The organism is Shewanella loihica PV-4, from assembly GCF_000016065.1.
Lineage (GTDB): Bacteria > Pseudomonadota > Gammaproteobacteria > Enterobacterales > Shewanellaceae > Shewanella > Shewanella loihica.
This window is the reverse complement of the sequence record NC_009092.1, coordinates 1,147,751-1,166,113: the sequence shown is the minus strand read 5'-3', so window position 1 is coordinate 1,166,113 and position 18,363 is coordinate 1,147,751. Positions and strand designations below refer to the sequence as shown.

18 protein-coding genes and 1 tRNA gene are annotated in these 18,363 nt (G+C 52.1%); 10 read left to right on the top strand and 9 right to left on the bottom strand.

Features of this window, described 5'->3' with window-relative positions; all coding sequences use genetic code 11:
* Positions 1–155 precede the first annotated feature (155 nt).
* Both SHEW_RS05205 and SHEW_RS05200 read left to right on the top strand, forming a co-directional pair.
* Positions 156–1,397 carry a multifunctional CCA addition/repair protein gene (locus tag SHEW_RS05205; RefSeq protein WP_011864812.1) on the top strand — a complete coding sequence of 414 codons (1,242 nt, stop codon included), beginning with the start codon at positions 156–158 and terminating at the stop codon, positions 1,395–1,397.
* A gap of 209 nt (positions 1,398–1,606) precedes the next feature.
* Positions 1,607–1,873 carry an Lpp/OprI family alanine-zipper lipoprotein gene (locus SHEW_RS05200; protein ID WP_011864811.1) on the top strand — a complete coding sequence of 89 codons (267 nt, stop codon included), beginning with the start codon at positions 1,607–1,609 and terminating at the stop codon, positions 1,871–1,873.
* Between the two features lie 297 nt (positions 1,874–2,170).
* On the opposite strand, the gene SHEW_RS05195 is transcribed toward SHEW_RS05200, so the two are convergent.
* The 5 genes from SHEW_RS05195 to folB all read right to left on the bottom strand — a co-directional run bounded on the left by SHEW_RS05195 (position 2,171) and on the right by folB (position 5,747).
* The gene (locus SHEW_RS05195; RefSeq protein WP_011864810.1) at positions 2,171–3,112 is read right to left on the bottom strand and encodes a L,D-transpeptidase family protein; all 942 of its coding nucleotides are present in this window, start codon (positions 3,110–3,112) and stop codon (positions 2,171–2,173) included.
* Between the two features lie 93 nt (positions 3,113–3,205).
* On the bottom strand, positions 3,206–4,030 hold the full coding sequence (locus SHEW_RS05190; RefSeq protein ID WP_011864809.1) for a putative RNA methyltransferase: 825 nt from the start codon (positions 4,028–4,030) through the stop codon (positions 3,206–3,208).
* 32 nt (positions 4,031–4,062) lie between these two features.
* The gene (locus SHEW_RS05185) at positions 4,063–4,863 is read right to left on the bottom strand and encodes an undecaprenyl-diphosphate phosphatase (RefSeq protein ID WP_011864808.1); all 801 of its coding nucleotides are present in this window, start codon (positions 4,861–4,863) and stop codon (positions 4,063–4,065) included.
* Between the two features lie 34 nt (positions 4,864–4,897).
* Positions 4,898–5,389, bottom strand: coding sequence for a 2-amino-4-hydroxy-6-hydroxymethyldihydropteridine diphosphokinase (folK, locus tag SHEW_RS05180; RefSeq protein ID WP_011864807.1), 492 nt, complete (start codon positions 5,387–5,389; stop codon positions 4,898–4,900).
* 4 nt (positions 5,390–5,393) lie between these two features.
* Positions 5,394–5,747, bottom strand: coding sequence for a dihydroneopterin aldolase (gene folB, locus SHEW_RS05175; RefSeq protein ID WP_011864806.1), 354 nt, complete (start codon positions 5,745–5,747; stop codon positions 5,394–5,396).
* 296 nt (positions 5,748–6,043) lie between these two features.
* On the opposite strand from folB, the gene plsY reads away from it, so the two are divergent.
* Positions 6,044–6,655, top strand: coding sequence for a glycerol-3-phosphate 1-O-acyltransferase PlsY (plsY, locus tag SHEW_RS05170; RefSeq protein ID WP_011864805.1), 612 nt, complete (start codon positions 6,044–6,046; stop codon positions 6,653–6,655).
* Between the two features lie 164 nt (positions 6,656–6,819).
* Here plsY and tsaD read toward each other — a convergent pair whose 3' ends face one another.
* Positions 6,820–7,833 (bottom strand): tRNA (adenosine(37)-N6)-threonylcarbamoyltransferase complex transferase subunit TsaD, encoded by a 1,014-nt coding sequence (gene tsaD / locus SHEW_RS05165; RefSeq protein WP_011864804.1) that lies wholly within the window; start codon positions 7,831–7,833, stop codon positions 6,820–6,822.
* Positions 7,834–8,179: 346 nt separating this feature from the next.
* Here tsaD and rpsU point away from each other — a divergent pair, with 346 nt between their 5' ends.
* The 5 genes from rpsU (at position 8,180) to SHEW_RS05145 (ending at position 12,989) form a co-directional block, all read left to right on the top strand.
* Positions 8,180–8,395, top strand: coding sequence for a 30S ribosomal protein S21 (gene rpsU, locus SHEW_RS20315; RefSeq protein ID WP_006080725.1), 216 nt, complete (start codon positions 8,180–8,182; stop codon positions 8,393–8,395).
* A gap of 6 nt (positions 8,396–8,401) precedes the next feature.
* Positions 8,402–8,845, top strand: a complete 444-nt coding sequence (locus SHEW_RS05160; protein WP_011864803.1) for a GatB/YqeY domain-containing protein — start codon at positions 8,402–8,404, stop codon at positions 8,843–8,845.
* Between the two features lie 97 nt (positions 8,846–8,942).
* Positions 8,943–10,670: a DNA primase gene (gene dnaG / locus SHEW_RS05155; protein WP_041406471.1), complete on the top strand. Its 1,728-nt coding sequence runs from the start codon at positions 8,943–8,945 to the stop codon at positions 10,668–10,670.
* A 125-nt stretch (positions 10,671–10,795) separates the two neighbouring features.
* On the top strand, positions 10,796–12,637 hold the full coding sequence (gene rpoD, locus SHEW_RS05150; RefSeq protein ID WP_086023614.1) for an RNA polymerase sigma factor RpoD: 1,842 nt from the start codon (positions 10,796–10,798) through the stop codon (positions 12,635–12,637).
* Positions 12,638–12,912: 275 nt separating this feature from the next.
* Positions 12,913–12,989: transfer RNA gene (locus SHEW_RS05145), tRNA-Ile, on the top strand.
* Between the two features lie 158 nt (positions 12,990–13,147).
* Here the strand turns inward: SHEW_RS05145 and SHEW_RS05140 are convergent.
* From SHEW_RS05140 to SHEW_RS05130, 3 genes are all read right to left on the bottom strand, one after another.
* Positions 13,148–14,122 (bottom strand): tyrosine-type recombinase/integrase, encoded by a 975-nt coding sequence (locus SHEW_RS05140; RefSeq protein ID WP_011864800.1) that lies wholly within the window; start codon positions 14,120–14,122, stop codon positions 13,148–13,150.
* Positions 14,123–14,132: 10 nt separating this feature from the next.
* Positions 14,133–14,354, bottom strand: coding sequence for a DUF4224 domain-containing protein (locus tag SHEW_RS05135; protein WP_041406468.1), 222 nt, complete (start codon positions 14,352–14,354; stop codon positions 14,133–14,135).
* Between the two features lie 277 nt (positions 14,355–14,631).
* Entirely contained in the window at positions 14,632–15,249 is a 618-nt protein-coding gene (locus SHEW_RS05130) for a DNA-binding protein (RefSeq protein ID WP_011864799.1), read from the bottom strand.
* Positions 15,250–15,441: 192 nt separating this feature from the next.
* On the opposite strand from SHEW_RS05130, the gene SHEW_RS05125 reads away from it, so the two are divergent.
* Complete coding sequence (locus SHEW_RS05125; RefSeq protein ID WP_223294765.1) at positions 15,442–17,268, top strand: HsdM family class I SAM-dependent methyltransferase; 1,827 nt, start codon at positions 15,442–15,444, stop codon at positions 17,266–17,268.
* Positions 17,265–18,362, top strand: a complete 1,098-nt coding sequence (locus SHEW_RS05120) for a BsuBI/PstI family type II restriction endonuclease (protein WP_011864797.1) — start codon at positions 17,265–17,267, stop codon at positions 18,360–18,362. The genes SHEW_RS05125 and SHEW_RS05120 overlap by 4 nt, the downstream gene beginning before the upstream one ends.
* The last annotated feature ends 1 nt before the right edge of the window (position 18,363 follow it).

The window sequence follows — 18,363 nt, the reverse complement described above, 5'->3', positions numbered from 1 at the left end:
CAAATTAATCCCTAGGGGAGACGTTGTCAAAAATTCCCCCCAAATAATTGCGTTAAAGCAGCGCCTCGAGCCTGCTATCGAAGTGGCGAAAGGATACGGTTTAACAACTTGCCATGATAAGCTTAGGCCAATACAAAGATTTCTCTTGGTGAGACGTGAAGATCTATTTAGTTGGCGGCGCCGTCCGCGACCAGTTACTCAATATTCCCATTAAAGATCGTGACTACATGGTGGTGGGCGCGACAGTGCAAGAGATGCTCGACAAAGGCTATCGCCAGGTGGGTAAAGACTTCCCCGTATTTCTCCACCCCAAGACCCAGCAGGAGTATGCCCTGGCGCGCACCGAGCGTAAGACAGGCGTCGGCTATGGCGGCTTTAGCGTCTACGCGGCGCCCGATGTCACCCTGGAGGAAGACTTGCTGAGGCGGGATCTCACCATCAACGCCATCGCCCAGGATGAAACCGGCCGAGTCTTCGACCCCTATGGCGGTCAGGCCGATATCGAGCAGCGCCTGCTCAGGCATGTGTCGGACGCCTTCGTCGAAGATCCGCTACGGGTGCTCAGGGTCGCCCGCTTCGCCGCCCGTTTTCAGCCGCTGGGCTTTAAGGTCGCCCCAGAGACCATGGCACTGATGCAACGCATCGCCGCAAGCGGTGAGCTCGAGGCGCTGACGCCTGAGCGGGTATTTCAGGAGCTGGATAAGGCGCTGAGCACAGAGGCGCCCCAGGTGTTCTTCGAGGTGCTCAGAGAAGCTGGCGGCCTGGCAATACTCTTTCCCGAGATAGAAGCCCTGTTTGGTATCCCTCAGCCAGAGCAGTGGCACCCAGAGATAGATACCGGCATACACACCCTCATGGTGCTAGAGCAAGCCGCCAGACTCAGCCAAGACAAGCAGGTGCGCTTCGCCGCCCTGGTACACGACCTTGGCAAGGCGCTGTCGCCTAAGGAACATCTGCCGAAACATCACGGCCATGGCCAAAAAGGCCTGCCGCTCATTCGCGCCCTGTGCGAGCGCTTTCGCGTCCCCAACGACTACCGGGATCTGGCTCTCTTGGTGAGCGACCAGCATCAGAACATCCACAATGCCTTCGAACTGCGAGCCGAGACCATGGTCAAGCTGTTCGACAAGGCCGATCTCTGGCGTAAGCCCGAGCGATTGCCGCAACTCCTGCTGGCCTGCGAAGCCGACTGCAAGGGACGCACAGGCTTGAAGGAGCGCCCCTATCCCCAAGGGGCCTATGTGCAGCACTGTTTTGAGCTGGCGCGCAACGTGGCGATAAAGCCTATCATAGAGGCGGGATTTAAGGGCGCCGAGATCAAGGCACAGTTACACAAGCAAAGGGTCGAGGTCATCGACCAGTACAAGCGAAAAACCGCCGTAAATGCAAAGCCATAGCTAATTTAAGGTTAAGTTTTAGTGATCATTAGCCAAAATTTGAGCAAAAACCCTCGACAAGCTTGATTTTGCACAATCATGAGATATTGTATTACGACCTTAGGGTGAAAATTCATAGCAAAATAAAATGGCTATGACATAATTAACCAGTTGCAGTTGTACTTTTCGGCTGCTCCAACTCAATCCAACTTATTTAAAGGGATTTCCCAATGAACAAAAAAGTACTGATGATTGCTGGCGTAGCAATGACTGCCCTTCTTGGTGGTTGCGCAAACACTACTGCTCTAGAAGAAAGCGTTGCTAACCTAGGCAACAAAGTTGATCAATTATCAGCTGAAGTTAGCTCTCTGAAGTCTGAGCAAGGTGCTCTTGCTGCTGACGTTAAAGATGCAAAAGCTGCTGCGATGGACGCACAAGCTGAAGCTAAGCGTGCTAACGACCGCATCGACAACATCGCTTCTTCTTACAAGAAGTAATTTGTCTGTATCGGCAACACTTCTGTGTTGCCGATATGTTTTCCCCCCACTGCGTTAACTTTCAATTCTCTCCTAAGCTCGTCATCCCCCACTCTTCACCTCAAGTTTCTCTGACTCAGCTCATCCTCTAAGCTTTCTGCACCGACTGTATCTAAGTTTTCGTTTTAGCCTGTAGCGCCTAGTCACGCACGGCTATTTAAGACACTCACTCCAGACCTCCGCTAAAAAAGCGCCCACAAAAAAGGCGCCCAATGGACGCCTTAGATATACTCACCAGTCACTCAAACCTAATAAAATCTAGGGAGTGATCTCTAAATCCTGAGCCGCCGTTAGCGGTGGATGTGAGATCACCATAGGGATGCCGTTCTGGGTCAGCAGGGCATCGTTTGCCTTGGTGTTGTCGACGCTTTCCTGGCTGATAAATTTCACCACCTTGCTGCTCAGGCTGATCACCTTCTCACGGGGCTGATCTTCCGTCTTTGACAGGGGCGAATGCACCTCGATGATCTGACGGCCATCGGGCTCGGTAGCAATCTTTACCGTTTGGTTGATCACCCGCACGCTGTCGCCATATTTGGCCTGATGGAACAACCACTCTATATCATCTGGGTTGAGTCTGATACAGCCGGCGCTGACGCGCATGCCGATACCGAAATCCTTGTTGGTGCCGTGGATCAGGTAGCTGCCATCGCCATAGGAGAGCTGCATGGCGTATTTACCCAGTGGGTTATCCGGGCCAGCAGGCACCACGGGCGGCAACACCTCGCCGCGCTCACGCAGGTGCTCGGCGCGCAGGCTCGCCGGCGGTGTCCAGCTCGGATTAGGGATACGCGCCTTAATCTTGGTGGTCATCTCTGGGGTTTCACGGCCGATACGGCCAATGCCCACGGGGAAGACATGCACCTCGCGGCCATTCTTAGGGAAATAGTAGAGACGCAGCTCCGGCAGGTTGATCACTATGCCCTTGCGCGGCACATCCGGCAGCAACATCTGGGTGGGGATCACTAACTGGGTGCCCGGAGTCGGCAGGAAAGGATCCACCCCAGGATTGGTTTCCATCAACTCCAAGATACCGATATTGTATTTATCGGCGATGGTTTTGAAGTAGTCGCCCTTCTCGACCACATGGGTCTGCAGCTCACCGATGAGGCGGCCGCCATTGGCCGGCAGGGAATAGACATTAGCAAGTAACTGCAGTGGTGCGAGACTCAAGATGAGCAACAGCAATTTACGCATCATCAAAACGGTTTTCCAAAAATCGAGTTAAAGGTTTGGCTCAAAGGGTAACCCGAGCCGCCGGGATTTTCTAGTGGTGAATAAATGTACTTTCACCTAAGCATCTTTCGTCGCCAGGGTGAGATAGAGATCTATCTCCAGCGCCGCAAACTCCTGCTGAGTGATCTGCCGCTTTATCTTATCGTTGGCCCGCCAGGCAAAGGGGGTCATCTCCAGCAACGTCAGCGCCTGCTCGCCGCTGAGCGCCAGGGAATAAGTAATGTGCTCGCTCGCCACCAGGGTGACACCTTTAGGCTGCTGCGGCTCACCGCCTTTCTCGGTTAAGTTAGGATAGATAAATTCTCTAATCTGCCACAGGTGACGCGGGCCCGGCGATAACCAGATAAAGGTGCCGCCGGGTTTAAGCACCCGCAGCGGCTCCTTGCCTTTGAGCGGCTTATCGAACAGGCTCACCAGATCGAAGCTGTCATCGGCGAAGGGTAACACCTTGAGCTGGCTCTGAACCAGATTGGCCTCAGGCTGCGCCTTTGCCGCCACAAACAGGGCGTTCTCCGCCTCGGCGACACCTGTCTGTTCAACGGCTTGGCCAAGCGCGTTAAACACACCAGCCAGCGCCCGCAGGTAATAACCCTCGCCGCTGTCGACATCCAGATGCGACAACGTGGCATCACTCGGCAATCGCTCAGTTAGCTGACGCTGAATGGCCTCGACCACGGGGGCGAAGATACCCGATTCCAACAGAAAGTGTTTGGCACGCATCAACTGCCGCGAATCGATATGGGGCTTCTTGGGCTGACTGAACACCCAGTACCCCTGCGGCCCCTTGTCGAAATGGTGCTTGTTGGCGCAGTGTAGCCCCTGGCTGCCTTGATGCACCATCAGCGGCGCTTGGCAGAGGGGACACAAATAATGACTATTCATAGGGCTCTCTTAATAACTTAACTTCGCGGCCATCAGGCAAAAATCACTACACACAGGATAGCCCCTAAGGCGAGACGATAGATAACGAAAGGCGTCATCCCCATGCGGCTGATGATCTTCAGGAAGTAGTGGATGCAGAGATAGGCGGCCACAAATGACAGCGCCGTACCCAAGACCAGCGCCTGATAATCGATCGCCTCCTGACTGGAGAGCAGATCTTTCACCACCAAGATGGCCGCGCCCAGGCTGACGGGCACAGACATGAGAAACGAGAAGCGCGCCGCCGCCTCACGGCTTAGGCCCAGAGCTAAGGCCGCGGTAATGGTTGCACCTGAGCGTGAGGTACCTGGGATAAGCGCCATCGCTTGAGCGAAGCCAATAAGTAGCGCCTTCTTCCAGCCCACCTGAAACTCGCTAAAACCTTCTCGGTTTAACTTATCCGCCCACCACAGCAGCAGGCCGAAGACGATAGTCGTTGTCGCGATCACCTCGATGTTTCTCAGATGAGTCGAGATGAAGTCTTTGGCGGTAAAGCCAAAGATCACCGCAGGAATGGTTGCCAGAATGATCCACCAGGCCAGCTTGCTCTCCTGAGTCTGCTGACGCGTCACCAGACTGCTGGTCCAAGCGGTAAACATGGAGAAGAGCTCACGGCGAAAATAGATCACCACGGCCAATAAGGATCCGGTATTCACCGCCACGTCGAAGGTCAGCCCCTGGTCCTGCCAGCCAAGCAGCTGGGCGGGTAAGATGAGGTGGGCAGAGCTAGAAATAGGTAAAAACTCAGTCAGGCCTTGGATAAGGGCCAAGACTATTACCTGAAAAATATCCATGATTATCCTTTACGATTTGGGTCGGCTAATGAAATTAATAAGACCATTGAAATTCGACAGGCCACAGCTTCTGCTGCGACTTATCATAATTGTCCCATAGGGTCTGATAAGAAAGCTGCGCCACGGGATGGACCCGCTCGGGGGCGATCTCCGCCAGCGGCCAGAGCACGAAGGCGTTGGTGGTGATCTCGGCGCGCGGCAGCACTATGGGCGTCTCGGTCACCAAGTCGTCATAGAGCAGCAGGTCGAGATCTAGGGTGCGAGGGCTAAACTTCTTCGCCCCCGGCAGCCTGCCATTATCCGACTCTATCTGTTTAAACAGCGCCACCACCTCGGCGATACCAAGCTGGGTATCGGCGGCGACCACCATGTTGAGAAAATTGCTGCCATCGAAACCGACCGCCTCGCTCTCAAAGACGCTGGAGAGGCATAGGTTATCGAAGTGAGTGCTTAAGGCCTTGAGGGCGGCGTTAAAGTAGCCCTCAGGGTGAATATTACTGCCAATGCTGATGAAGATGCGTGCCATAAGGTTACAGATGACCTCGCTCTATCTCGACACCCACGGCCTGCGCGCTGGGCACGGCGCCGGGCTTCATCACCCTCACCTTCACCCAAGGCACGTCAAACTCATCCATGACGCAGTCGGCGCAGATCTGCGCTACCGTCTCGATTAGTTCTATCGGCTTCTCGGTGATCAGGGCCGTGAGCCGATTTGAGACGGTCTCGTAACACAGGGCATGTTGATAGTCGTCGTTGGCGGCCGCCAGACTGTTGTCCCAGGCCATCTCGAGGTCGATCAGCAGGTTTTGATGGATCTGCTTTTCCCACTCGTAAATACCGATCACGGTTTCGACTTTAAGCTGTGAAATAAGTACCTTGTCCATGATGCCTCCCGATAGGCAAAAAAATAGGTAATAGAAGAGGTCTAATAAGCTACAAGGACCAATATGGTTATAATGCCCCGGATCACACAGATATCTGTGATTTCCCCTTTCGTGCAGCCGAAAACCCAAGTAGGATAAGCGACTGTAATGACAACGAATCAGGGATAAGAAAACGGATGCCAAAATCGCCCGTTATCATTACATGGCCAATCAACCAGTGCGTAAAATACAAGGTTTAGTCAGCCGCCTCAATAACTAGGGCGGGATAATACCTTAAGAAGGATAAGGAAACCAATTTGAGCTTAACGCTGCTGACTCTAGCGATGATATTGACCGCCTACCTGGCAGGCTCGATATCCAGTGCCGTGCTAGTTTGTCGACTCAGAGGGTTACCCGATCCTCGTAGCCAAGGCTCAGGCAATCCAGGCGCAACCAATGTGCTGCGTATCGGTGGCGCCAGCGCCGCCGCCATGGTGTTGCTGTTCGATATGCTCAAGGGCGCGGTGCCCGCCTATGTCGCTTTCCGTCTCGGCGTCGATGCCGTCTCCCTCGGGGTGATCGCCATCGCCGCCTGTCTGGGGCATATCTTCCCCATCTTCTTTAAGTTTAAGGGCGGCAAGGGCGTTGCGACCGCCTTCGGCGCCATGGCGCCCATAGGTGCCGATCTGTCTCTGGCACTGATCGCCACCTGGGTCATAGTGGTACTGATCTGCCGCTACTCATCACTGGCCGCCATAGTCACCGCCCTGCTGGCCCCCGCCTATACCTGGTATTTCGACGAGCGCTTTACCGTGCCCGTGGCCATGCTCTCCTTGCTGATCATCATACGCCACAAGGAAAACATTCATCGCCTACTCAAGGGCGAAGAGTCAAAGGTATCACGCAAGAAGCGCACCGACGGCAACTAAGTCTTATCCCAAGTAACCCCCACAGCTAACCCGCATATTAGCTCCCCCATACAATAGCTCAGTAATTATCTCAGCCTGTCGTTTAAGCAAAATCATACGTTCACCAAATACAAAAAAGCCCTTCGTAGGAAGGGCTTTTGTCGCAACGATAAGGAGCGAGTTGATTAGACCGGTGGTAGCGAGTCCAGCGGCCAGCGGGGCATCCCCTTCACCGCGAGCGGCTCTAGCTGGTCGGCCTTGAGTCGCTGCATGCCGGCATAGGCGATCATCGCGCCGTTATCGGTACAAAATTCGCCTCTGGGGTAGTAGACCCTACCACCGAGCCCCTGCATCATCTCCGCCAGGCTCTCGCGCAGACGGCTGTTAGCGCTCACGCCACCGGCGATCACCAGACGGTTATAGCCAGTCTGTTTCAGGGCGCGTTTACACTTGATGGCCAGGGTGTCGACCACGGCTTCTTCGAAGGCGCGAGCGATATTGGCGCGGGTCTGCTCATCATCGGGCTCATCGGCGATGGTATTGGCGGCAAAGGTCTTAAGGCCAGAGAAGCTAAAGTCCAGCCCGGGACGGTCTGTCATCGGGCGTGGAAAACGGTAGCAGTTAGGCTCGCCCTGGGCGGCCAGCTTAGCGAGTCTCGGTCCACCAGGATAATCCAGCCCCATCAGCTTAGCCGTCTTATCGAAGGCTTCACCGGCGGCGTCATCCACAGATTCACCCAGCACCTGATAGCGACCTATACCCTCGACCGCCACCATCATAGAGTGACCGCCTGAGACCAGCAGCGCCAGAAATGGAAATTCCGGCACATCCTCTTCGAGCATAGGCGCCAGCAGATGACCTTCCATATGATGCACGCCCACCGCGGGCTTGCCCCAGGCAAAGGCCAGCGAGCGGCCGACGCAGGCCCCCACCAACAGGGCGCCCACCAGACCTGGGCCCTTGGTATAGGCGATGGCATCGATATCATCTTGAGTGCAGTTAGCCTCTTTCAGGGCTTGCCTTATCAGCGGGATGATCTTGCGCACATGGTCGCGCGATGCGAGCTCAGGCACTACCCCGCCGTAATCGGCGTGTAGTTTAACTTGACTGTAAAGCGCATGAGATAACAGGCCTTTTTCGTCATCATAGACGGCGATACCTGTCTCATCACAAGATGTCTCTATACCTAAAACTCGCATTTTTCCTCATCACGCTAAATAAAGTGGCGGCCAATTTTACCTGCTTGCCCGCGGAAATACCAATGGATTGCACACTCACCAAGTATCGCCCGACGATCCCGGCCGAGCCCAGACTTGATGGGGCATGCACCAGGCGTCCTCAACTGGTCTGTCGTGATGTCTACCACGATATAGACACAAGGAAATGCTAAACTTAAGGATGTTGCCCCGAAAAAGGATCCCGAAAGGATCGCCACAAGGGGGTTTACAAAAGGTCGACAGTCGGTATAGAATTCCGCACCATTTTTAAATTAACTTGGGTTAAGAAATTAACTCAATACAAACTACACCTAAGGGGTGATGGCGTATGCCAATTATTAAAGTACGTGAGAATGAACCATTTGACGTAGCTCTACGTCGTTTCAAGCGCTCTTGTGAAAAAGCTGGTATCCTAGCCGACGTTCGTGCTCGTGAATTCTACGAGAAGCCAACTACTGCACGTAAGCGCGCTAAAGCTGCTGCAGTTAAGCGTCTTGCTAAGAAGCTTTCTCGCGAAAACGCGCGTCGCGTACGTTTATACTAATCTCTTATGAGCCTAGTTGATCAGCTAAAAGACCAGATGAAAGAAGCCATGCGCGCCAAAGATAAGGTGCGTCTAGGTACGATTCGTATGGCGCTGGCTGCCATCAAACAGATCGAAGTGGATAACCGCGAGACGCTGAATGATGATCAAGCCATAGCTGTCTTAACCAAAATGGTTAAACAACGTCGCGACTCTATCGCTCAATATGAAGCGGCAGGTCGTGACGAACTAGCCCAAGCAGAAGCCGGAGAGATTCGAGTCCTCGAGACTTTCCTGCCTAAGCCTCTTTCTGAAGAAGAGGTTGCCGAGCTAGTCGATGCCACTATCCAAGAGGTAGGCGCATCATCCATGGCGGATATGGGCAAAGTAATGGGAGCATTGAAACCTAAGGTACAAGGGCGAGCCGACATGGCGTCAATTGGCGCTCTGATCAAGGCAAAACTCAAGTAATCTTAAGTTCAATGTATGAATGAGCCGTGCCTACGCACGGCTTGTTTGTTTCTACTCTTTCGGTTTAATTTCGCGAAAAGGCGGCATTTATACAGCAATGGCGATACCTCGTGAGTTTATCAATGAGCTTGTAGCTCGCACCGATATAGTCGATCTCATCGACGCCAAGGTCCCCCTGAAAAAGGCGGGCAAAAATCATTCTGCCTGTTGCCCCTTCCATAGCGAAAAGTCACCCTCTTTTACCGTCAGCAGAGACAAACAGTTTTATCACTGCTTCGGCTGTGGCGCCCATGGCAATGCCATCGATTTCGTCATGGAATATGACAGGCTCGACTTTGTCGATGCCATCGAGGAACTCGCCGGCCGTTTAGGCCTTGAAGTCCCCAGAGAGCAAGGTACAGGCAAACGCCGCGACGAAGGCTTAAGCCGCGACCTCTACCAGCTGATGGAAGAGGCCAGCCGCTACTTTCAAAGCCAACTGAAACAGCACACAGACAAGCAGAAGGTGCTCGACTACCTCGCCCACCGAGGCCTCTCCGATGAGGTGATCGAGCACTTCAACATCGGCTTCGCTCCCGATGGTTGGGATGGCCTTTTAGGGCGTTACCGGCAAAACCAGGATGCCCAGGACAAGCTACTCACCGCAGGTATGGTGATTGAGAACGACAGCGGCAAGCGTTACGACAGGTTCCGTGACCGCCTCATGTTCCCCATTCGCGATCGCCGCGGCCGAGTAATTGGCTTTGGCGGCCGAGTCTTAGGTGACGGCACGCCGAAATACTTGAATTCGCCGGAAACGCCCATATTTCATAAGGGCTATGAACTCTATGGCCTGTATGAACTCAAACAGAGACACAGGGATCCCAGTCAGATCCTGATTGTCGAAGGCTATATGGACGTGGTGGCCCTGACACAATTTGGCGTCGACTATGCGGTTGCCTCTCTGGGCACCTCGACCACGGCGGATCAATTTCAGTTGTTGCTGCGCAGCGCCAAAGAGGTGATCTGTTGTTACGACGGCGACAAGGCAGGTACCGAGGCGGCCTGGCGGGCACTTGAAACCGCCCTGCCGCTGCTCAAGCCCGGCGACCAAGTAAAATTTATGTTCTTGCCCCAGGGGGAAGATCCCGACTCGCTGGTGCGTCAGATAGGCAAACCGGCCTTCGAGCAGCTGATTGCCGAGGCCAAGTTACTACCGGAATTTCTGTTCGATACCTTAGCCAGCCGCTATGGCACGGACAAGGGCACCCTGGCCAAACAGGCCATGAGCCTGATAGAGAAAGTACAAGACACAGTTCTGCAGAGCCTTTTGCTTGAGAATCTCGCCTATAAGCTCGGCATGAACAGTGCAGAAGAATTGCAGCGTAAGCTCGGCTTTAAACGCATTGATGCAAATAAGCCCCTGCAAAACAAAGCGCTTAAGGGACGCGGTACCCCACTGCGACTAGCCATCGCCCTGCTGGTACAGCATCCGCACCTAGGCAATAACCTGCCTGTGCAGCCTGCGCTAAAACATATCAAGATGGCTGGCATAGATTTGCTCAGCCTCTTACTCGACAGAACTCGCGCCGAGAAGGTCAACAGCGCACAACTACTTGAACAGTTCAGGGGTGACGATCAGCTAGACACCCTGAAGAAATTAGCCCAATGGGAGCATCAAGTGGCGGATGAAAACCTTCAGCAAGAGTTCAAAAAAGCCCTGATTTGGTTGAACAATCAATATATTGAACAACGTTATCAGGAATTGAGCTTAAAACAGCACCATACTAAAGAAGAGCGGATGCAACTTAAAAAGCTCATCGCAGTAATCCAAGGGCAAGCTTAGAGCAAAATTTGTCTCACAAAGTAAACACTTGGACTAGCACAGCACAGTGCACACGGCTATAATTGACGATTTGCGCGGCACACAATGCCCGTCGTTGTAACAGTTACCCAACTTGGATGATATCTATGGAGCAAACTCCGCAGTCGCAACTTAAATTGTTGCTTGCCAAAGGTAAAGAGCAAGGTTATTTAACCTATGCAGAAGTGAACGATCACTTGCCTGCAGATATGGTCGACTCAGACCAGATCGAAGATATTATCCAGATGATTAATGACATGGGTATTCGCGTCTATGAGCAGGCGCCGGATGCCGATGAGATCATGATGTCTGAAGACAGCACCGATGAAGATGCTGCCGAAGAAGCTGCCGCGGCTCTGGCTACGGTTGAAGCTGAACTGGGTCGTACCACAGATCCCGTGCGTATGTACATGCGCGAGATGGGTACGGTAGAACTTCTGACCCGCGAAGGCGAAATCGTAATCGCCAAGCGTATCGAAGAAGGTATCAACACGGTTCAGGCGTCTGTAGCCGAATATCCTCAAGCGATCGCCATGATCCTTGAGCAGTACGACCGCTACGAAGCTGAAGAAGTCAGACTATCAGACATTATCTCTGGATTTGTTGACCCTAATGCCGAAGACATGGCGCCGACGGCGACCCATATCGGCTCAGAATTGTCGGACGACGATCTCGACGACGAAGATGACGAGGGCGATGACGAGGACGATGACGGCGATGAAGAAGATTCGCCAAAAGGCCCGGATCCGGAAGAAGCGCGCGAGCGTTTCACCCAGCTGCGTGAAGCACACGAAAAAGCCTTAAAAGTGATTGAACTTAAAGGTCGTGAACACCCAGAAGCGACTGCCGCCCTGTTCGACATTGGCGAGATCTTCAAAGAGTTCCGTCTGGTACCTAAGCAGTTCGACCGCCTGGTGAAGAACATGCGCGAAATGATGGACAAGGTGCGTATTCAAGAGCGCCTCATCATGAAGCTGTGTGTCGAGCAGGCCAAGATGCCGAAGAAGAACTTCGTTAAGGTCTACACCTCTAACGAGAGCAGCATCGAATGGTTCAACGAAGAGATTGCCGCCAAGAAGCCCTATGCCGAAGGGCTGGAGATGGTTGCCGAAGACGTTCAACGTTGCCGCGCCAAGCTCGATGCCATCGAGAATGAAACCGGCCTGGCCATTGCCGCCATCAAGGATATCAACCGTCGCATGTCTATCGGTGAAGCCAAGGCTCGCCGCGCTAAGAAAGAAATGGTTGAGGCTAACCTGCGTCTGGTAATTTCTATCGCGAAGAAATACACCAACCGTGGCCTACAGTTCCTGGATCTGATCCAGGAAGGTAACATCGGCCTGATGAAGGCGGTAGACAAGTTTGAATACCGTCGTGGTTACAAGTTCTCGACCTATGCAACCTGGTGGATCCGTCAGGCGATCACGCGTTCGATTGCCGACCAGGCACGTACCATTCGTATCCCGGTTCATATGATTGAGACCATCAACAAGCTCAACCGTATCAGCCGTCAGATGCTACAAGAGATGGGACGCGAGCCGTCACCTGAAGAGCTGGCCGAGCGCATGTTGATGCCGGAAGATAAGATCCGCAAGGTACTCAAGATCGCCAAAGAGCCTATCTCAATGGAAACCCCTATCGGCGATGATGAAGATTCGCATTTAGGTGATTTCATCGAGGATACTACCCTCGAGTTGCCACTGGACAGCGCCACCGGTGAGAGCCTGAAGAACGCCACCCACGAAGTGCTCGCCGGCCTGACCGCCCGTGAAGCCAAGGTTCTGCGCATGCGTTTCGGTATCGATATGAACACCGACCACACCCTAGAAGAAGTGGGCAAGCAGTTTGACGTGACCCGTGAGCGTATTCGTCAGATCGAGGCCAAGGCACTGCGTAAGCTGCGTCACCCGTCTCGCTCAGAGATCTTGAAATCCTTCCTGGATGAATAGACTCGCTAGCAGCGTCTAAAACAGAGCAGAAAAGCCAGCCACAGTGCTGGCTTTTTTATTTTATGCCCCTGCTTATAATCCGATTGAACAACAGATAAGCAGTTGAATTCAAAGTTCAGAATTCTTGCCAGATCGGTGGTGACAAGCGCTTTTAAACCTCGTATACTTCTTTGCGCTTTCGATAGTGACGACTATCTTAAGTCGGCCCCTTAGCTCAGTTGGTTAGAGCACACGACTCATAATCAGTTGGCCTGGGGAGAAAGGAAAGTTTAAATGGGCCTATAGCTCAGTTGGTTAGAGCGCTCGACTCATAATCGATCGGTCGCAGGTTCAAGTCCTGCTGGGCCCACCATTTTTCCTTTCAAATCAATCAGTTAGAAGGTTTTTGGCTTTAACCTTGAGGGTGCTCAAAACACCCCATCCTAACTGAATCCAGACGCCTCAATCTGAGGGTCTATCACGCCAGCTTTTTCAGACCTCTTTCCAAAAAAACCAGCCGTTTCCAAAATACTACATCAAAGGACGCACTACTGCTGTCTTTCTTCTGTAGTGTTTCTGGGTCACCTTCGCATCGAGATGAGCCAGCAACCTGGTAGCATGCTCTAACTCCGCATCGCTTCCTGTCTTAGCTCTCACATCGTGATCGGTGAACCGTTCCGTTAATATACCTTTTTCCATCGCTTTGACCATCTTTCGCTGCCAGATGGATGAAAACCCATCAGTCGTGTAAGGCTGGCCCTTTCGCGTTGAAAACAAATAAATACTGTTAATCGGGCGAGGCAAATCTTTAATCGCCTGCACTGCGGCCCGAAGGTGATCTGACCAAGAGATAATGATTTTCCGCTTCGTCTTGTTGATCAAAACATGAATCCCGTCCTCTTTCAGTGCATCTCGCCTTAACTTCAAAATGTCCGACTTTCTGAGCCCCGTTAGAAGCTTAAAATCCATATACGCGGCAATTAGGGGGCCTGCAAAATCTCTGAATGCTTTATATTCTTTATCCTCAATATAGCGATCTCTGGGTGTCTCTTTAAAGCGCATAACACTGCGACAGGGATTGTGATCGATCAATCCCCAGCGAATGGCATATTTGAGCATGTGGGACAACATTGCAATCTCACGATTTGTCTGTGTTTTCCCCTTTTTTCCTCGCACATCCATATATTGGTAGATGTGCCGTGGCGTCAGCTCATCCACCCGAATATCTCCCAGACCTGCTCGCAAAAATTTTGACTGCGCCAGATTACTTTTGTAGCTAGCCTCGGCCTTCAGCGGAGCCACTTCCCGCAGGTAGCGATCCAGCAGATCACTAACGGTAACCAGATTTCCAACATCGCCAACAATTTCTGCATACTTAACCATTGCCTCGGGGTAGCTGGAGGCCAACTTAATCCACTTACCATCTTTATCAACGAAGTAATAACTACCTGAGCGCTGATACACCTTTGGAGGTAAATGATTGTCCGATTTCCGCCGTCTTCCCATCGTGACCTCCTTACATGCCGCTCAGTGCGGCAACGTTTACTGCTGGCTCTTTGCGTTTGCGGAAGCTAGATCCGCCGAGCTTTTCTTTCACTGCATCTCGCAGCACCTTTGGTTTGCCGGTTCGACCGACCTCAAATGTAATCCCCATTTTCATCAACTGCCTGCACTGAGCCTTCGGCTTTTCGTAGTCAGTCAACATTGTCACTTCATCGTCTGTTAGTAGTAGATCCATAAGCACCTCTTCTTTCGTTTAGCTCACGTGTTGCGGACGGCGGATGACCGCGGACAATTGAATTTTTGTCTCAGCCGTCAACCCCCATCAACAAAAAACTTCACTTTTCGAGAGAAAGTGCCTCAAACACCCTAAAACTCAAATGAAGTGGAAGAAACACTGCCGAAAACCGCACTATTTCCACTTGATTTGCTTTTCTCTTTGCTCGCCGGTACGTTCACTGCGTTCTCTCTATCGAGAGACGCGAAGCCAGACCGGCGAGGTCTACCCACCAAACTTACCGCTTACCCTTGCCAGAATCACGCGCTATCTCAACAAGCTCATTTTGCAGAGCCTTATTGTCATCACGCGACTCTTTCCACTCGGCCTTAAGCCCTTTGATCTGTTCATCCCTGTCATCCACACGAGCGACAAGGGCGGCATTATCGCTAATCAACTTGGAGCTTTGAGCGCGATCTCTTTCCAGCTCTTCGCGAGCCTGACTGACAGCTTGCTCTTTTTCAGTCACGGCTTTTTGCAGCTCAGCAATTCGCTCTTCCAGACGGCTAACCTCTGCCAACGCCTCATCCCGCTCACCGGTGGCGGCCTCGATGGCGGCGTCAGCTTCCTGCCGCACGGTCTCAACCTGGGCAGATGCCAGCTTGCTGGCTGCAGTCCACACTTGCCCCACAGAGGACTCAATAGCCTTCCTCAATTCAGCAGGCATCTCCAAGGCTGCAACAACTTCTGCCTTTCTTGACTCCCTCCATTCGCGCATAACAGGCGATATATGAGAAAGCGAACCGCCACCCATACGCTCGCGCACCTGCTCATTGGTAGGGCTGTCAATGCCTTCTGCCGCCAGCGCACTGGCAGCAACAACAATTCTCTCCCTAATCTCTGGCTTAATTTTCATCTTTGCGGCTCCGTGTATGTATTGTATGTACGTATTATACATACAATACATATCAAGACAAGTGAAAAATCTTATTTTTGTTCCATAATTAAACTGTGCTACGTTTAATAGACACTGTATAAGTTACAGTATATGATGCGGAAATTTTGGGGTTGGGGGCCATATTCTTGGGCGCTCCACAAACGGTGGTTTATGCAACACACCACCACCCTTACCGATAAGGAAACGACAATGAGAACGGCGCTTGCCTTACAGGATGTTGCACAGCTCAATGACCCACTCGTGCGCTACCATGCCTGCAAAGCGATGGCGAGGGGCTTTGCAAACTCACGTAACTCTGATGAGCAACGTGTTCAGGATGCGCGGGTATTTTGTGCTGCCGTAATCGATGCGTACTGGCAGACCCTCTGCAAACGCTACAAGTCGAGAATGAAGCCTAAAGGCTCTCAATACCTGGAGCAGGAAATTGAGCCTGATGCCCTTCAGTTGGCTGCAGATACAGGAGAGCTGATTGCTCAGTTCCCAGTAGAAGATGCTGGTTATCTGATTGGCTCAATCTACACGGTAATGTTACCCAGCTCCTTGCGCTCAAGCCTGGGGGCTTATTACACGCCGCCGCCGCTGGTATCCAGACTGCTGGATCTGGCCGAAAAAGCTGGCTTTGATTTCGGCAAGGGTACGGCAATTGACCCTGCATGTGGTGGCGGTGCCTTCTTGGCCCCTGTTGCCATGAGAATGATTAAGCGCATGCCCAAAGCGTCCGCTGAATGGACGCTCAAACGCATTGGCCAAAGGCTGCGTGGTATCGAAATTGACCCCTTTGCTGCATGGATGAGCAGCGTCATCCTAGAAGCATCTATTCTTCCGCTATGTGTTGAGGCTAAACGGCGATTGCCGAATCTAGTCACCGTTGGAGATGCACTTAACGTGTCCAATATGGGCACTTTTGACTTGGTAATTGGCAACCCTCCCTATGGGCGTACAACACTTTCTCCGGAAATGCGGGACACCTATTCTCGGTCATTGTACGGCCATGCGAATCTATATGGTTTGTTTACAGACTTGGCATTGCGACTTGCTGCTGACAATGGTGTGGTTGCTTACCTCACTCCCACTTCATTCCTGGGTGGGCAATATTTCAAATCACTGCGCGAGCTGCTGACCGCCGAAACAACGGTAAAAGGTATTGACTTCATCTCTGATCGAAATGGCGTCTTTGATGACGTACTTCAGGAAACCTTACTGACAGCATACAAAAAAGAGAAAAGTAATCAGTCTGCCAATATATCGCTGATCATGCCGCAAGGGCTAAATTCCGCGAAGGTTGAAAAGATCGGTAAGGTTAAAATTCCTAAGTCGGGTGAGCCTTGGGTACTTCCTCGCAGCACGGCTGATGCGAAATTTATCGCCAACCTGGAAAAGATGCCCACGCGCCTGATCGACCTTGGCTATACAGTCTCGACTGGCCAACTGGTGTGGAACCGCCACAAAGATCAGCTCCGCTCGATGCCTTCAAAAAGCACTCTGCCATTGATCTGGGCAGAATCAGTAACAGCCGACGGATTCAAGTTCAGCGCCACTCGCCGGAATCATGTTCCGTATCTTGCGCTCTCCGCTAAACAGCCTCACCTGGTAACACGGCATTCTTGTGTTCTGCTGCAGCGTACTACTGCGAAAGAGCAGGCTCGCCGCCTAATCCCAGCCTTGTTACCACAAGACTTCTTAGATGAGCATGGCGGGGCCGTAGTGGAAAACCACCTCAACATGATTTACTGCGAAGGCTTAGACATTGCAGTAGTCAGCCCGAAAACTGTTTGCGCCTTACTCAGCACTGAAGCCGTGGACAGGGCATTTCGTGGTATCAGTGGCAGCGTTGCTGTATCTGCCTATGAATTGAATGCTTTACCTCTGCCCACCGTTGACCAAATTTGCGAATTAGAACAATTAATCAGTAGCGGATGCCCTAAAGCGACGATAGAGCGCAAGGTGTCAGAATTCTATGGGGAAAAAACAAAGTGACATTTCCGGAAGTACCATCGTTAGCATTGATCGCTGAAAGACTCCCACAAATTTTCCCAGAAGGCACAGAGCACAGAAATTATCTTATTCGAGAAATGGCAGCTAAAACCATCTATGTGATGTTCTATGCCGGAGCCATTGAGGGATCAGATCGATGGGTTCGTCCAAGCCAGGTCACGGATATGACGGATGAGCAAGCCCAACTAACTGATGCCGAAAACAGGAAAGCATGGGTAAAAATGATGCTTTCCAATAAGAAAAAGAAGCCTGAAAACCCTTGGTATGCGGCGAACAGTCGGGAGCCTGTACGGGATGAAACCATCCGAACAGGGCTGATTCCCCTTCAAGCCGTTGTAGTTCGCCAAGGTATCCCCACCACTTCATCAAAGCCCACTTACGCCCTACAAAAAGAATTTTCAGCACTATTTTCTATCAACCTTTACGGTGATGATCTCGATGCCGCAATTGAAAGCTGGCAGAAAAGACATCTCTCAAAAGCCGCAATTACACGCCTGAAGTTGATGAAGGACTATGGCTCAGAGGACTCCGAATCTGTACAGATCAAGTTTCCTGATGGCGCAATACGCAAACTTGAACCGGGGCCGTCTAGCCTTATATCCAAGGCTGTTATAGAAGAGTTCGCACCGAGATTCCTAAAAAAGCCAAAAGTGCTCTGGTTATCGGAATCGGGAAACAAGGTGGTAGCCCAGGACGAAGCCTTGGCGAAGGCGCTAGGGCTTCAAATAGATCCATCACGGGCCCTTCCCGACATTATCCTGGTTGATCTAGGGGACGACAGCACGGGACTTGAAATGCTGGTTGTGTTCACTGAGGTTGTCGCATCTGACGGCCCCATCAACCGCCAAAGGAAAGAGATTCTGACGACTCTTGCGACAGAAGCCGGCTTTGATCCCGAACACCTGGCTTTCCTAACTGCATTTCTTGATCGAAGCTCGCAACCCTTCAAAAAATCTATCTCTGAGCTGGCATGGGGCTCCTATGCCTGGTTCTCTACTGAGCCGGATTACATTATCGATCTGAGAGAGCATGACGAATCTGTCAAGCTGACGTCCCTTTCCAACCGCAACAAGTGAC

Coding starts and splice junctions, on each gene's coding strand:
- tsaD (WP_011864804.1), bottom strand. CDS start 7,833: ATGCGAGTTTTAGGTATAGAGACATCTTGTGATGAGACAGGTATCGCC.
- SHEW_RS05200 (WP_011864811.1), top strand. CDS start 1,607: ATGAACAAAAAAGTACTGATGATTGCTGGCGTAGCAATGACTGCCCTT.
- SHEW_RS05125 (WP_223294765.1), top strand. CDS start 15,442: ATGCAACACACCACCACCCTTACCGATAAGGAAACGACAATGAGAACG.
- folK (WP_011864807.1), bottom strand. CDS start 5,389: ATGGCACGCATCTTCATCAGCATTGGCAGTAATATTCACCCTGAGGGC.
- rpsU (WP_006080725.1), top strand. CDS start 8,180: ATGCCAATTATTAAAGTACGTGAGAATGAACCATTTGACGTAGCTCTA.
- SHEW_RS05195 (WP_011864810.1), bottom strand. CDS start 3,112: ATGATGCGTAAATTGCTGTTGCTCATCTTGAGTCTCGCACCACTGCAG.
- rpoD (WP_086023614.1), top strand. CDS start 10,796: ATGGAGCAAACTCCGCAGTCGCAACTTAAATTGTTGCTTGCCAAAGGT.
- SHEW_RS05130 (WP_011864799.1), bottom strand. CDS start 15,249: ATGAAAATTAAGCCAGAGATTAGGGAGAGAATTGTTGTTGCTGCCAGT.
- SHEW_RS05185 (WP_011864808.1), bottom strand. CDS start 4,863: ATGGATATTTTTCAGGTAATAGTCTTGGCCCTTATCCAAGGCCTGACT.
- SHEW_RS05160 (WP_011864803.1), top strand. CDS start 8,402: ATGAGCCTAGTTGATCAGCTAAAAGACCAGATGAAAGAAGCCATGCGC.
- SHEW_RS05135 (WP_041406468.1), bottom strand. CDS start 14,354: ATGGATCTACTACTAACAGACGATGAAGTGACAATGTTGACTGACTAC.
- SHEW_RS05140 (WP_011864800.1), bottom strand. CDS start 14,122: ATGGGAAGACGGCGGAAATCGGACAATCATTTACCTCCAAAGGTGTAT.
- SHEW_RS05190 (WP_011864809.1), bottom strand. CDS start 4,030: ATGAATAGTCATTATTTGTGTCCCCTCTGCCAAGCGCCGCTGATGGTG.
- dnaG (WP_041406471.1), top strand. CDS start 8,943: ATGGCGATACCTCGTGAGTTTATCAATGAGCTTGTAGCTCGCACCGAT.
- folB (WP_011864806.1), bottom strand. CDS start 5,747: ATGGACAAGGTACTTATTTCACAGCTTAAAGTCGAAACCGTGATCGGT.